This is a genomic window from Stenotrophomonas sp. K-6 (genome assembly GCF_056861555.1).
The window spans coordinates 339840-353027 of sequence record NZ_JBSPUC010000001.1 but is presented as its reverse complement, the minus strand read 5'-3'; the positions used below and the strand labels follow the sequence as shown (position 1 = coordinate 353027).

General features: G+C 65.8%; 11 protein-coding genes. 5 read left to right on the top strand and 6 right to left on the bottom strand.

Features of this window, described 5'->3' with window-relative positions; all coding sequences use genetic code 11:
* The first annotated feature begins 73 nt into the window (after window positions 1-73).
* Complete coding sequence (locus tag AC13F7_RS01535; RefSeq protein WP_482999028.1) at window positions 74-1477, top strand: serine hydrolase domain-containing protein; 1404 nt, start codon at window positions 74-76, stop codon at window positions 1475-1477.
* On the opposite strand, the gene AC13F7_RS01530 is transcribed toward AC13F7_RS01535, so the two are convergent.
* From AC13F7_RS01530 to AC13F7_RS01520, 3 genes are read right to left on the bottom strand one after another with little or no spacing between them, the layout of a single operon-like run.
* A complete protein-coding gene (locus AC13F7_RS01530; RefSeq protein ID WP_482999027.1) occupies window positions 1455-2159 on the bottom strand; it encodes a LytR/AlgR family response regulator transcription factor in 705 nt (234 codons plus the stop codon). The genes AC13F7_RS01535 and AC13F7_RS01530 overlap by 23 nt on opposite strands.
* Entirely contained in the window at window positions 2156-3187 is a 1032-nt protein-coding gene (locus AC13F7_RS01525) for a sensor histidine kinase (protein WP_482999026.1), read from the bottom strand. The genes AC13F7_RS01530 and AC13F7_RS01525 overlap by 4 nt, the downstream gene beginning before the upstream one ends.
* A 57-nt stretch (window positions 3188-3244) precedes the next feature.
* Window positions 3245-3625 carry a winged helix-turn-helix transcriptional regulator gene (locus AC13F7_RS01520; RefSeq protein ID WP_481467208.1) on the bottom strand — a complete coding sequence of 127 codons (381 nt, stop codon included), beginning with the start codon at window positions 3623-3625 and terminating at the stop codon, window positions 3245-3247.
* Window positions 3626-3708: 83 nt separating this feature from the next.
* Here AC13F7_RS01520 and AC13F7_RS01515 point away from each other — a divergent pair, with 83 nt between their 5' ends.
* On the top strand, window positions 3709-4776 hold the full coding sequence (locus AC13F7_RS01515; protein ID WP_481467301.1) for an SDR family oxidoreductase: 1068 nt from the start codon (window positions 3709-3711) through the stop codon (window positions 4774-4776).
* A 90-nt stretch (window positions 4777-4866) separates the two neighbouring features.
* Window positions 4867-7662: a PAS domain-containing hybrid sensor histidine kinase/response regulator gene (locus tag AC13F7_RS01510; RefSeq protein WP_482999025.1), complete on the top strand. Its 2796-nt coding sequence runs from the start codon at window positions 4867-4869 to the stop codon at window positions 7660-7662.
* A gap of 201 nt (window positions 7663-7863) precedes the next feature.
* Here AC13F7_RS01510 and AC13F7_RS01505 read toward each other — a convergent pair whose 3' ends face one another.
* Window positions 7864-8904, bottom strand: a complete 1041-nt coding sequence (locus tag AC13F7_RS01505; protein ID WP_482999024.1) for an alpha/beta hydrolase — start codon at window positions 8902-8904, stop codon at window positions 7864-7866.
* A 165-nt stretch (window positions 8905-9069) separates the two neighbouring features.
* On the opposite strand from AC13F7_RS01505, the gene AC13F7_RS01500 reads away from it, so the two are divergent.
* A complete protein-coding gene (locus AC13F7_RS01500) occupies window positions 9070-9966 on the top strand; it encodes a LysR family transcriptional regulator (RefSeq protein ID WP_482999023.1) in 897 nt (298 codons plus the stop codon).
* On the opposite strand, the gene AC13F7_RS01495 is transcribed toward AC13F7_RS01500, so the two are convergent.
* Both AC13F7_RS01495 and AC13F7_RS01490 read right to left on the bottom strand, forming a co-directional pair.
* A complete protein-coding gene (locus AC13F7_RS01495; protein ID WP_482999022.1) occupies window positions 9961-11154 on the bottom strand; it encodes an MFS transporter in 1194 nt (397 codons plus the stop codon). The two genes, AC13F7_RS01500 and AC13F7_RS01495, sit on opposite strands and share 6 nt — an antisense overlap.
* A gap of 165 nt (window positions 11155-11319) precedes the next feature.
* A complete protein-coding gene (locus tag AC13F7_RS01490; protein WP_482999021.1) occupies window positions 11320-12240 on the bottom strand; it encodes a LysR family transcriptional regulator in 921 nt (306 codons plus the stop codon).
* 117 nt (window positions 12241-12357) lie between these two features.
* On the opposite strand from AC13F7_RS01490, the gene AC13F7_RS01485 reads away from it, so the two are divergent.
* Window positions 12358-13170 (top strand): carboxymuconolactone decarboxylase family protein, encoded by an 813-nt coding sequence (locus AC13F7_RS01485; RefSeq protein ID WP_482999020.1) that lies wholly within the window; start codon window positions 12358-12360, stop codon window positions 13168-13170.
* The last annotated feature ends 18 nt before the right edge of the window (window positions 13171-13188 follow it).

Here is a 13188-nt window from a genome sequence, read left to right as displayed (position 1 = left end):
GCAGGTCATATATCGCTCCATGTACTCGCAGGGCCGCCCCTACGCTTCTCCCATCTACTGAAGGAGAGGACGCATGAAGATTCTGGGTATTGTGCTGATGGCATCGGCGCTGGTGATGAGCGGCCCGACCGCGGCAAGGAACGCTGCCCCGGCCACGGACCGGACCGCGGCGCTGGTCCGCGAGGCCGATGCGTTCTTCAAGGGCCAGCAGCCGGGCGGCGTGGTCCTGGTGACCCAGGGCGACCAGGTCCTGCTGCGCCGGGCCTACGGCATGGCCGATATCGAGAATGGCGTGGCGATGCGACCGGACGCCACGCTGCGGCTGGCCTCTGTGACCAAGCAGTTCACTGCGGTGGCCGTGATGCAGTTGGTGCAGGCCGGCAAGCTGCGGCTGGAAACCCCGCTGGACACACTGGACCCGGCACTCGCCGGCCCCATGGGCAAGGTGACGGTGCAACAGCTGCTCACCCATACCTCCGGCATCAAGAACGTCAGCAGCATTCCGGCGTCGCGCGCCGCGCGCCGCGAGGACGCCGATGCGCTCAGCCTGATCGGCTACTTCAAGGATCTGCAGCTGGAGTTCGCCTCCGGCACGCGGTTCCGCTACAGCAACTCCAACTACATCGTGCTGACCCACCTGATCCAGCGCCTGTCCGGCCAGTCCTATGCCGAGTACATGCAGCAGGCGATCTTCCAGCCGCTGGGTATGCAGCACACCCGCTATGACACCCACCTGGCCATCATCCCGGGCCGTGCGCATGGCTATCGGAAAGCGCAGGGCGTGCTGCAGAACGCAGACTTCATCAGCATGACGCAGCCCCAGGGCGCGGGTGGCCTGATCAGCACGGTAGGCGATCTGGCACGCTGGCATCAGGCACTGCGCGACGGCACCCTCGTTCCTGCCGCGTTGCTGGCGCAGGCCATGAGCAAGACCGTGCTGGCCGACGGCAAAGCATCGCCATACGGCTTCGGCTGGATCATCGGCCAGGTGCAGGGCGTGGCCGATGTGGAGCATGGTGGCTTCATCAACGGCTTCAACAGCTACGTGGTGCAGCTCAAGGCACCGGATGTGTTCGCCACGGTGCTGACCAATGCGGAGTTTCTCGATCCGACCACGTTGACCGTACGGCTGGCCGCGATTGCCGCCGACGTCCCGTATGCGGCCACCGTGGCGCCCAGTGCGAAGGACGCCGTCTGGCTCGGCCGCTACGTGCTGGCCGAGGATGACGTGCGGGTGCTGTCGCTGGTCGATGGTCACCTGCAGTTGCTTCGCCAGGGCGAGGGTGAGGAACCGGTCGCGGTCAGCCCCGGCACCGATGGCCGCTACTACCTGGATGGCGGTCTGGATGCACTGAGCTTCGCCACTGCCGACGACGGCCGCGCGGTCATGACACTGCATGACCGGCTGATGGGCGATACCGTCGGCTACCGCGCGCCGACCGCGGCCGCGCCGGCTACAGGCTCAGCACATCCCTGAGGCGCGCGCTCTGGCGGCGGGAGACCTCCACCTCCAGCCCGCCGCGCAGGGTGAGCATCAGCCCGCCATTGCTCCAGGGCGCCACCTGCTCCACGTAGTCCAGATTGACGATGTACTGGCGGTTGGCCCGGAAGAACTTTTCCGGCGCCAGCTGCGTTTCAATCGCGCCCAGCGGGCGATACAGCAGCGGAGCGTGCTGCTGGAAATAGACCCGGCTGTAGTTGCCGACCGCCTCGATCACCCGTACGTCGCGCGGTTTGACCAGGTAGCACTGCTCGCCATCCTTGATGAAGATCGGGCTGTCCATCGAACGCCGTACCGGCGTGATGGCCACCGCCTCGGTCAGTTTGTGGATGGCCTGCGCCAGCCGCTGCGGCTCGATCGGCTTGAGCAGGTAATCCACGGTGTTGTAGCCGAAGGCCTTGAGCGCATGTGCGTCGAAGGCGGTGGTGAACACGATGCGCGGCACCTGGGTCAGCCGCGCGAGCACATCGAAGGCATTACCTCCGGGCAGGTCGATATCCAGGAACACCACGTCCGGGGTGGTGGACTCGATCAAGGCGATGGCGGCATCCACATCGCCGGCATGGCCGACCACGCTCAGTTGTGGATAGGCCTTGAGCTGGTGCTCCAGCTCGAAGCGCGCCAGTTCCGAGTCTTCCACGATGACGGCGTCGATCACGCTGCACTCCCGATCCAGACACGGGCGACGACACTGTCGCCCTGTTCTTCCAGGCTCAGGCCTGCATCGCTGCCGAAGGACAACTGCAGCCGCTGCCTGAGATTATCCAGGCCGGTACCGGTGCCATCGGGCGCCCGCAGCTGACCACTGTTGCGCACCTCGATCCGCAGCACGCCCGCCGGTGCAGCAATGGCGACGTGCAGATCACCGCCGGTGCTGCTGAGCCCCAGGCCATGCTTGACGGCGTTCTCCACCAGCAGCTGCACGCAGAAGCGCGGCACCTGCCTGCGCAGCGCTGCGGCATCCACGTGTTCGCTGTAACGCAGCCGCTCACCCAGCTGCAGGCCGACCAGGCTCAGGTGATCGCGCACCACCGCCATTTCTTCTTCCCCGGTCACCAGCGCGTCCTCGCTGCCGGTGAACTGGTAACGCAACGTATTGGCAAAGCGCGTGATCTGCTCCCGTGCCAGATCCGGATCCTTGAGGATCAGCGCGCGGATGTTGTTGAGGGTGTTGAACGTGAAGTGCGGGCTGATATGCCCGAGCAGGCGCTGCAGATGCGCTTCCTTGAGTGCCAGCTGCAGATCCTTCTGGTGACGTGCCGCTTCGGCCAGCCGGGTCTGCCGGCTGATGGCCAGATACAGCAGGCTCCACGCGATGAAGGCCGGCGCCAGCAGTGGCGCACGCGAGATCATCGGCTGCGCATCGTGCAGGGCCGCCAGCCCAGGTGAGAGACCGGCCAGCAGGGAAAGCACGACATACACGGCCACGTCCACGCCGACGGCGACCAGCACACTGGCGACCAGCAGCATGCCCAGCCAGCGCAGCTCCCCATAGCCATCGGCCTGGACCTTACGGTACAACCAGCGCAGCCCCAGGCTGGCCAGTAGGCCACCGATGCTGACCGCAGCCACCGCCAGGAACTGAAGCGCGTCCGGCACCGACGCTTCAGTCGGCCGCGCAATGAAGGCGATCAGCGCGAACAGCGACCAACCCAGCACATGCAGGAGCCAGAACCTGAGGGTCACCGCATCGATCCGCTGGAGGGGAGCCGTACTCTACCCGATCCGGCTGGCACCTCCGGCTCAGCGCCGACGTGACGTCGCGCGCGGCTGCAGTGCATCCAGGGCGCCGGCGTTGCGGCGCGCCCAGTCGTAGATCAGTTCGATCGGTTCCACCAGTTGCCGCCCCAGCGGGGTCAGCGTGTACTCCACCGAGGGCGGCACGGTGGGATACTCGGTGCGCAGCACGATCCCGGCATGCTCCATGTCGCGCAGGGTCTGGATCAGCATCTTCTTCGAAATGGCCGGCAGGCTGCGGTGCAGCGCGTTGCTGCGGGCGGTACCGTCATGGCGCACGGCCAGGGTGTGCAGCACCATCGAGGTCCACTTGGTGCTGAACAGCTCCAGCACGCGCCGGGGCGCGCAATCCTCCTGCCAGTGTTCTTCGGGACTGCCGGTTTTCATGTGTGGTTACCGTTTGGTGCCTTCTTTCGAGGCGTACCTGGATATCCTAAGGTGTGGGCCTGTAAAGCAATGAAAGAGGCGACATCGTGAGGCAGAAAGCGTTGGTGGTCGGTGCGACCGGGATCGTCGGCAGTGCGCTGATCCAGCAGTTGCTGCAGGAAGGCTGGGAGGTGCATGGCCTGGCGCGTCGGCCCGATGCGCTGCCGGCGGGTGCGCACGGCGTTTCGGCCGATCTGCGTGATGCCCGGGCCACACGTGAAGCGCTTTCCGGACTGGCGCCCACGCATGTGTTCATCACCACCTGGTCCCGGCAAGCCAACGAGGCCGAGAACATCCGGGTCAACAGCGCGATGGTGCGCCATCTGCTCGATGCAGTGCAGCCGGCCGGCACGGTGCAGCACGTGGCGCTGGTGACCGGCCTGAAGCACTATCTGGGCCCCTTCGAAGCCTATGCGCAGGGCAACCTGCCGCAGACGCCCTTCCGTGAAGAACAACCGCGTCTGCCCGTGGACAACTTCTACTACGCACAGGAAGACGAGGTGTTTGCCGCCGCCGCCCGCGATGGCTTCCACTGGAGCGTGCATCGCCCGCATACGGTGATCGGCGCCGCGGTGGGCAATGCCATGAACATGGGCACGACCTTGGCCGTACACGCGACCCTGTGCCGCTACACCGGCCGCCCGTTCCAGTTCCCCGGCTCGCTTGCCCAGTGGGACGGGCTGACCGATATGACCGATGCCGGGCTGCTGGCGCGGCACCTGCTGTGGGCGACGCAGACACCGGCTGCTGCCAACCAGGCCTTCAACGTGGTCAATGGCGATGTGTTCCGCTGGCGCTGGATGTGGAGCCGGATTGCTGCGTGGTTCGATATCGAGGCTGTGCCGTTCAGCGGTCAGGTCCGTCCGCTCGCCGAGCAGATGGCCGATGATGCCGCGCTGTGGTCGTCGCTGGCCGCCACCCACGGCCTGGCCGAGTCTGACATCCACCGGCTGATCTCTCCCTGGCACACCGATGCCGATCTCGGGCGCCCGCTGGAGGTGATCACGGACATGTCCAAGAGCCGCCGGATGGGGTTCCTGGATTACCAGCCCAGTGACGATGCGTTCTTCGCGCTGTTCACGCAGCTGCGGGCGGCGCGGTTGATTCCCTGAGGCGCTGCCACGCAGCGCTGAGAGGGTTCCACAGCGACACCCCGCAGCGATACGCTATGGCGGCCGCCCCCCGCTGATCGCAGGTACCGTTTGAGCTCTTCACCTACCACGGGTTCCCACGGCGAACGGGATACCGAGCGCGTCAAGCTGGCGCTGGCCGCTGGCGCGATCATCGGCACCTGGTTCTGGGATGTTGCCCAGGACAGCCTCACCGTCGACGATGCCCTCGCCCAGGCGCATGGACTGGACCCCGCCCTTGCACGCACCGAGCTGCGTCTGGAGCAGGTGGTGTCTGCCGTTCATCCCGAGGATCGCCCGGGGCTGGCGGAGGCGATCGCCGAAGCCGTGCGCCGTGGCGGTCGCTATGCCCACCAGTACCGCACCCGCGGCGCGGACGGTGCCTATCGCTGGATCGAGGCCATCGGCCGGGTCGATCTGGATGCCAACGGACACGCGGTCGGGTTTCCCGGCGTGCTGATCGACATCGATGAACGCCGGCGGGTGGAGGCCGAGCGTGACCAGGCGCAGACCCTGCTGCGTTCGTTCGTGGAAGCCGCACCGGGTGTGGTGTACGCCAAGGACCGCCAAGGCCGGATCCTGATCGGCAACCGCGGCACCACCGATCTGATCGGTCTGCCCCCCGAGGTATATGTGGGGCGCACCGACGCCGAACTGCTCAGCGACCCGGCCCAGGCCGCCACGGTGATGGCCACCGATGAGCGCGTCATGGCCAGCGGGCAGACCGAGCAGCTCGAAGAAGAAGTGAGCTTTCCCGATGGCCGGCGCGCCTACTGGCTGTCCACCAAATCGCCGTTGCGTGATGCGGATGGGACCGTGGTGGGCTTGGTCGGCACCTCACTGGACATCACCGACCGCAAGGCGGCCGAAGCCCGTCATGCTGAAGTGGAGGAGCGCTATCGGCTGGCGGCCCACGCCACCAACGATGCGATCTGGGACTGGCGCATTTCCGATGGTCACGTGATCTGGAACGAGGCACTGACCACGCTGTTCGGCCATGCGCTTAGCGAAACCAGCGCGCAGTGGTGGCTGGACCATATCCATCCCGACGACCGGGCGCGTGTGGATGCGGACATTCATGCCGTGATCGAGGGCGACGGCACCGCATGGAACAGCGAGTACCGCTTCCGCCGCGCCGATGGCAGCTTCGCTTCCGTGCTCGACCGCGGCACCGTCCTGCGCGATGCGGTGGGTGAGCCGCTGCGGATGATCGGCGCGATGCTGGACCTCACCGTGCGTGAAGCCGCCGAGGCGGCCCTGGCTAAAAGCGAGGAGCGCCTGCGGTTTGCCACCGAGGCAGGCGACATGGGCTTCTGGGATGTCGACCTGGTGGCGGACGCCTTGATCTGGCCGCCCCGGACCAAGGCGATGTTCGGCATTTCCCCCGATGTTCCGGTGTCGCTGCGTGATTTCAACGAGGGCATCCACCCCGACGACCGTGAAGCAACCCTCGCCGCCTTTGCCGCCGCGGCTGATCCGGCCCAGCGCGCGCTCTATGACGTGGAGTACCGCACGGTCGGCAAGGAAGACGGCATCGTGCGCTGGGTCGCGGCCAAGGGCCGCGGTCACTTCGAGGGCGACCGCTGCGTCCGCATCGTGGGGGTGGTGGTCGAGATCACGGCGCGCAAGATCGCCGATGCCCGCCTGCAGGAATTGAACGAGCACCTGGAAAGCCGCGTGCTCGAAGAGGTCGCCGAGCGCACCCGTGTGGAAGATGCGCTTCGCCAGAGTCAGAAGATGGAGGCTGTCGGCCAGCTCACCGGCGGTATCGCCCACGACTTCAACAACATGCTGGCGACCGTGATCGGCCCGCTGGACCTGCTGGCGATGCGGCTCGGCGACAACGACCCGCGCACCAAGCGCTACATCGACATGGCCATCGATGGCGCTACCCGGGCGGCACAGCTCACCCAGCGATTGCTGGCATTTTCGCGCCAGCAGCCATTGCAGCCGGTGCCCCTGGATGTGAACCAGCTGGTGGCGGGCATGTCCGACCTGCTGGTGCATTCGCTGGGCAGCAGCATCCGCTTGCAGACCGTATTGGCCGCTGACCTGTGGCGGACGTTCGCCGATGCCAATCAGCTGGAGAACGTGATTCTCAATCTGGCCGTCAATGCGCGCGATGCGCTGCCTGGCGGTGGGCGCCTGACGGTGGAAACCGCCAACGGTGAGATCACCGCAGGTGTTGGCTCCGCGCCGGCGGATGTTCCCGACGGCGAGTATGTTCTGATCACCGTGGCCGACAACGGCAGCGGCATGCCGCCGGAGGTGATCGCCAAGGCATTCGATCCTTTCTTCACTACGAAGAAGGTGGGCCAAGGCACGGGGCTTGGCTTGTCGCAGGTATATGGCTTCGTCAAACAGTCGGCCGGTCACGTGAAGATCCGCTCTGACGTTGGCCAGGGAACAACGGTGACCTTGTATCTGCCGCGCCTTGTTGCTGATATCGCCGCCCCGCCTTCGCCGGCAACAGGCGTTACCACTCCGCTGAGCGGGGGCCGCGAGCGTGTGCTCGTCGTGGAAGACGAGCCCGGCGTCCGCCAGTTCTCCATCGATGCGCTGAGCGAACTGGGCTACCCGGTGCTCGCCGCCGAAGGGGCCGCCACGGCGCTGACCCTGCTCGACAGCCATCCCGACATCGCGCTGCTGTTCACCGATGTGGTGATGCCCGAGGTCAACGGCCGGCAACTGGCCGATGAGGCCCTGAAGCGGCGTCCGGACCTGAAAGTGCTGTTCACCACCGGCTACAGCCGCAATGCGCTGGAGCACGACGGCGTACTGGACCCCAGCGTCCACCTGATCGGCAAACCGTTCACGCTGGAGGAGCTGGCCCTGCGGGTGCGTGCGGTGCTTGCCGAAGTGCGCTGACGGGAGGACTTCGGGAATCGAATTCCGGAGTCCTGGAACGTAGTGCACGCCATTGATCCGACACCCGCAAACGCAGTTACCGGATCCTGGACCTCACCCCACACGCTGCGCAGGTGAAGCTGATGCTGGACTCCCCTGGTTGGGATAGCGAAGACTCCCTTGCCCTGCTGAAAATCGACGGCAAGTGCATCCTGCCTGGGCTCAGTCGGCGCTCAGGTTGGCGACGAAGAACCGGGTGAGTTTGTCGAACGGAATCCGATCAACACGATCATAAAGATCCACATGTCCTGCACCCGGGACGAGATACAGCTCTTTGGGCTGGCCTGCCAGCGCGTAGGCCTTCTGGCTGAACTCCAGCGAGTGGGCCTCGCTGCCGGCGATGAACAGCATGGGGCGTGGCGAGATCGTCTCGATGTCATTGAACGGATAGAAATTCACGAAGCGGACTTCGCTGGTCAGCATGCGGTTCTGGGTGGTCTCCAGCGTGCGGCCCTTGGGAATGGCGATGCCACGCGGGGTCCGGTAGAACGCCCAGAACTCGCGGGTCACGGCATCGGCATCGGCATCGGCGGGCAGCTGGGTGGGAAGATAGTCGAGGAAGATTCCCTTTCCGGTGGTGAACTCGGTGTAGCGCTGCTCGGCCGCCTTGGCCAACATCGCCTTGCGCTGTTCCAGCGACACCGACTGGCCCAGACCGTTGCGTGTCACGTCGCCCATGTCATACATGCTGACCGTGGCGATGGCGCGCAGCCTGGGATCCATCTTGGCCGCGCTGATGGCGAAACTGCCGCTGCCGCAGATGCCGAGCACACCGATCCGCGTGCGGTCGATGAAGTCGCGGGTGCCCAGGTAATCCACTGCGGCACTGAAGGCTTCGCTGTACATCTCGGGGGCGACCAGATTGCGCGGCTCGCCTTCGCTCTCTCCCCAGAAGGGCAGATCGATCGCCAGGGTCACAAAGCCCTGCTCGGCCAGCTTCTGCGCGTACAGCATGGAGCTCTGCTCTTTGACCGCTCCCATCGGGTGGCCGACGATCACCGCGGCCGACGCGGTGGCGTTCGATGCCGCCTTGGGCCTGACGAGATTCCCCACCACCTCCATGTGGTACTGGTTCTTGAAGGTCACCCGTTCAACGGTGACCGTGTCACTTTTGTAGAAATTGTCTGCGCCGGTTGGCATGGTGGCTCCCAGGGTCGTGAAGGAACTGGCGGCCAGCGCCAGCAGCAGGGCAAGTCGTTTCATGAGAGGTACTCAGTAAGAAATGCGGGGCGTTGGTAGGCCGGACCCAAGGTAGTCCTCCGCAACCACCGTGATTAGCCGGGGGAATGTGGAAGGCGTACTGAGCTCTGCTCACAAATCGCGGTGATACTGTGGGCATCGCGCCCGACTCCTGATGCGGAATCAGCAATGGCTGTCCTGAAAACCAACGATCTGCAGGCATTTCTGGCCGTCGCCAGGGAGCAGAGCTTCACCAAGGCCGCGGCACGGCTCGGGGTCTCTGCATCGGCGCTGAGTCACACACTGAAACAGCTCGAAGCGCGCCTCGGCGTCCGGCTGCTGGCCCGGACCACGCGCAATGTCGCGCCCACCGAAGCGGGCGAGCGGCTGATGCGCTCGATCGGCCCGCATTTCGACGCCATCGGCGAGAGCGTGGATGCGCTCGGCGATCTCCGTGACCGCCCCGCCGGCACTCTTCGCATCACCTGCAGCGACGATGCCATCGAGATGGTGATCCGGCCCAGGCTGGCGACGTTCCTGGCCGCGTACCCGGACATCACGCTGGAGTTCTACGTGGACTACGGATTCACCAACGTGGTCGAGGAACGCTTCGACGCGGGCATCCGCCTGGGCGAGGCGCTGAGCAACGACATGATCGCCGTCCGCATTGGTCCGGACTGGCGGCTGGTGGTAGTGGGCTCGCCTGCGTACTTCCAGCGCCATCCCAAACCCCGTACGCCGTACGAGATCACGGGGTTGCCCTGCGTCAACATCCGTCACCGGCCCGCAGGCAGCATCTATGCATGGGAGTTCGAAAAGGATGGCAAGGAATTCAGCGTCAAGGGCGAGGGGCAGCTGGTGTTCAACAGCATGTTCCATGTCATCAATGCCGCCGTGGATGGCATTGGACTGGCGTATGTCACTGAGGATCTTGCCGCGCCCTACCTCGCCAGCGGCCAGCTGGTGCAGGTGCTGGACGAGTGGTGTCCGCTGTTTTCCGGCTACCACCTCTACTACCCCAACCGCCGGCAGGGATCGCCTGCGTTTGCCGCCCTCATCAACGCGCTGCGCCATCCCGGACTATGACGGGCGGGTACGCGCGGTGAGCGCGGCCAGCAGAGAACCGACCGTCAGTACCGCAGCGCTGACGATGAAGGTCACGCGGTAGCCACTGCCGTCGAAAAGCAGCCCGCCCACCGTGGACCCCAGCGCGATGGAGAGCTGCACGACCGCCACCATCAGCCCGCCACCGGCCTCGGCATCCTCAGGCATGGACCGGGCCAGCCATGCCCACCAGGCGACCGGTGCGGCAGTCGCCACCAGGCCCCAGGCAGCAAGAAGCACGAAGGCCATGCGGCTGGAGTGACCGAAGACGGTGAGCCCCACCGCGATGGCCGCCATGACCAATGGGATGATCATCAGCGGCAGGTACACGCTCTTCCGGATGCAGCTCCCGATGAGCACGGTGCCGATGAAGCCGGCCACCCCCAACGCAAGCAGCAGCATCGACAGCGTGCCCACGCTGACCTGGGTCACCGTTTCAAGGACCGGGCGCAGGTAGGTGAACAGCATGAACTGACCGCTGAAGAACACCCCGACGGCGGCCATCCCGCGCAGCACGAGCGGGCGCCGGAGCACAGCGAAGATGCTGCCGGTCGCCTGGCGAGGCGCCGGCTTCAGGGCAGGAAGACTGATCCATTGCCACACCAGTGCGATCACGGCGATCGGCAACAGGCACAGAAAGGCGCCGCGCCAGCCGATGATGCCGCCGAGGTAGCTGCCCAACGGAGCTGCCACGACCGTCGCCAGCGCATTGCCGCCATTGAAGACGGCCAGCGCCTTGGGCACGCTCGCGGCCGGCACCACCCGTATCGCGATCGCCGCCGACATCGACCAGAAGCCGCCGATGACCACACCGATCAGCGCGCGTCCGATCATGTAGACCGGATAGCTGGGGGCGAGGCTGACGATGACACCGGAAATGCCCATCAGCACGGTGAGCAGCAGAAGCAGTGTCTTGCGGTCGAGGTTACCTGCGATGCGGGCGATGCACAGGCTGGTGATGACGGCGAAGGCACCGGAGATGGCAATCCCATAGCCGGCCCATCCTTCGGTAACACCGAGCGAGGTGGCGATGGGCGTCAACAGACTGACCGGCATGAATTCCGAGGCGACCAGGCAGAACACGCACAGGGTCATGGCGAAGATGCCGGCCCAGTGCGCCGGCGCGGCGGCAGCGCGATGCGCAAGGATGGAGGTGGCGACAGGACTCATGGTGGACACTCTATGAAGCAGCAATGGCGTTGCCGCCCAGCGCGGTGCGCAGGGAGGATGCAGAGAAACAGTGCTGGGCAGCGCGGCAGAAGCCGGGCGTGGTTTCAGTGGGCGCCATGGTGGCCCACGCAGCGGGGACTGATAAGCAGCCCCCGGGTTCATGGACTACTGAGGCTTTCTCAGCAGTGCGTCATCCCCATCCCATCGAAGCGCCTCGACCAGCAGCGCGAACGCCGGCGAGTTCTGGCGCCGGCTTGGGTAGTAAAGATGGAAACCGGGAAAGGGCGGGCACCACTCCTGCATCACCCGCATCAGCCGCTTGTCCGCCAATGCATCGGCGACGATCAGGTCCGGCACGCAGGCCAGGCCGCGGCCCTCCAGTGCCGCCTGGACGATCAGGCGCACACTGCTCAACGTCAGCCGCCCCTCCACCTGCACGTTCACGCTGCGGCCATCCTTTTCGAACTCCCACGCATACAGCCCCCCCTGGGTCAGCAGCCGCATGTTGATGCAGTCATGCACGGTCAGGTCCTGGGGCGTACGCGGCACCCCGCACCGCTTGAAGTAGTCCGGCGCACCGACAACGGCCATCCTGAGCGGCGGCGTGACCGGTACCGCGATCATGCCCTTGGCCACCTGCTCGCCCAGGCGTATGCCCGCATCGAACCCCTCGGCGACGATGTCGGCCAGATTGGACTGGTCGGTGATCTCCACCCGGATGTCCGCGTAGGTATCCAGCAGAGCCTGCAGTTTGGGCCAGACCACTTGTTCGCTGGCCGGATCACTGCTGTTGATGCGCAAGGTGCCACTGGGCCGATCACGCAGTTCGCTCAGGTCGTCGATGGCGCTGTCGATGCTGGCGAAGTGCGGCCGGATCTGCGCCAGCAGCCGTTCACCGGCTTCGGTCGGTGTCACGCTGCGCGTGGTACGGGTCAGCAAGCGTATCCCCAGCCGCTGCTCCAGCACCCGCACGGTATAGCTCAGCGCAGCCTGCGACACCCCCATCCGCGCGGCGGCGCGGGTGAAACTGCGCTCTTGGGCAACCGCCATCAGTGCGCGCAGGTCGTTGTAGTGTTCGCGCCGCATGATCGCCCCATTGATAAGCCGCTTTTATAACTCTATTCGCGACCTGCAGGTTTATCCACATAAAACGGTGCGGCACCATGGGTGCGCCCCACCTTGGGCCATGCCAGCAGGAACGCCATGCCCACCCCGCTTTTCCCCGCATTCGCGGCCGCTGCCCGATCGCATCCTCAGGTGCACGGCCGACACATCCACCTCCGCACCATGCGGGCCGCCACGGCGGCACTTCTGCTTGGCATGGCCCTGCCCCTGCTGGCGCAGCACCCGGCCCCCGCCCACACCACGGATATCCACATGAACACCCCCTCAGCTCTCTCTGCACGCCAACAGGCCATCCTGCCAATCGCCGCGTTCACGGCGGCCGGCGATCTTCACCGCCTCGAACCGGCACTGCGCGCCGCACTGGACGCGGGGCTGACGATCAATGAAATCAAGGAAATCCTGGGGCAGCTCTACGCCTATGCAGGCTTTCCGCGCGCGTTGAATGCGCTGGGCACCTTCATGACGGTGGTGGAGGACCGCAAGGGACAGGGCGTTCACGATGCACAGGGGAAAGCGCCGGGCGCGCTGCCTGCGCCGGACCAGATGCTGGCCGTAGGCACCGCCAACCAGACCCGGTTGTCGGGTCAGCCCGTCGCAGGCCCGCTGTTCGCGTTCTCCCCGCAAATCGACCGCTACCTCAAGGAACATCTGTTCGGCGCGATCTTTGCGCGCGACAACCTCGACTGGGGTGATCGCGAGCTCGCCACCGTGGCCGCGCTGTCGGCCATGGCAGGGACCGAGTCGCAGGTGCAGGCGCACATGCGCATCAGCCGGAACGTAGCGCTCAGCGAGGCGCAGCTGGAGCATGTCGTGGCGGTGCTGCGCGACGTGGTCGGTGCCGAGGCCGCCGATCGCGCGGACCAGGCGCGGCGCGGCACGCTCGCCCATTGAACCCTGCGAAGGAGAAGA

Excerpts from the sequence above, each read along its gene's own strand:
- AC13F7_RS01535 (WP_482999028.1), top strand. The coding sequence starts at position 74 with ATGAAGATTCTGGGTATTGTGCTGATGGCATCGGCGCTGGTGATGAGC.
- AC13F7_RS01520 (WP_481467208.1), bottom strand. The coding sequence starts at position 3,625 with ATGAAAACCGGCAGTCCCGAAGAACACTGGCAGGAGGATTGCGCGCCC.
- AC13F7_RS01505 (WP_482999024.1), bottom strand. The coding sequence starts at position 8,904 with ATGAAACGACTTGCCCTGCTGCTGGCGCTGGCCGCCAGTTCCTTCACG.
- AC13F7_RS01500 (WP_482999023.1), top strand. The coding sequence starts at position 9,070 with ATGGCTGTCCTGAAAACCAACGATCTGCAGGCATTTCTGGCCGTCGCC.
- AC13F7_RS01495 (WP_482999022.1), bottom strand. The coding sequence starts at position 11,154 with ATGAGTCCTGTCGCCACCTCCATCCTTGCGCATCGCGCTGCCGCCGCG.
- AC13F7_RS01490 (WP_482999021.1), bottom strand. The coding sequence starts at position 12,240 with ATGCGGCGCGAACACTACAACGACCTGCGCGCACTGATGGCGGTTGCC.
- AC13F7_RS01485 (WP_482999020.1), top strand. The coding sequence starts at position 12,358 with ATGCCCACCCCGCTTTTCCCCGCATTCGCGGCCGCTGCCCGATCGCAT.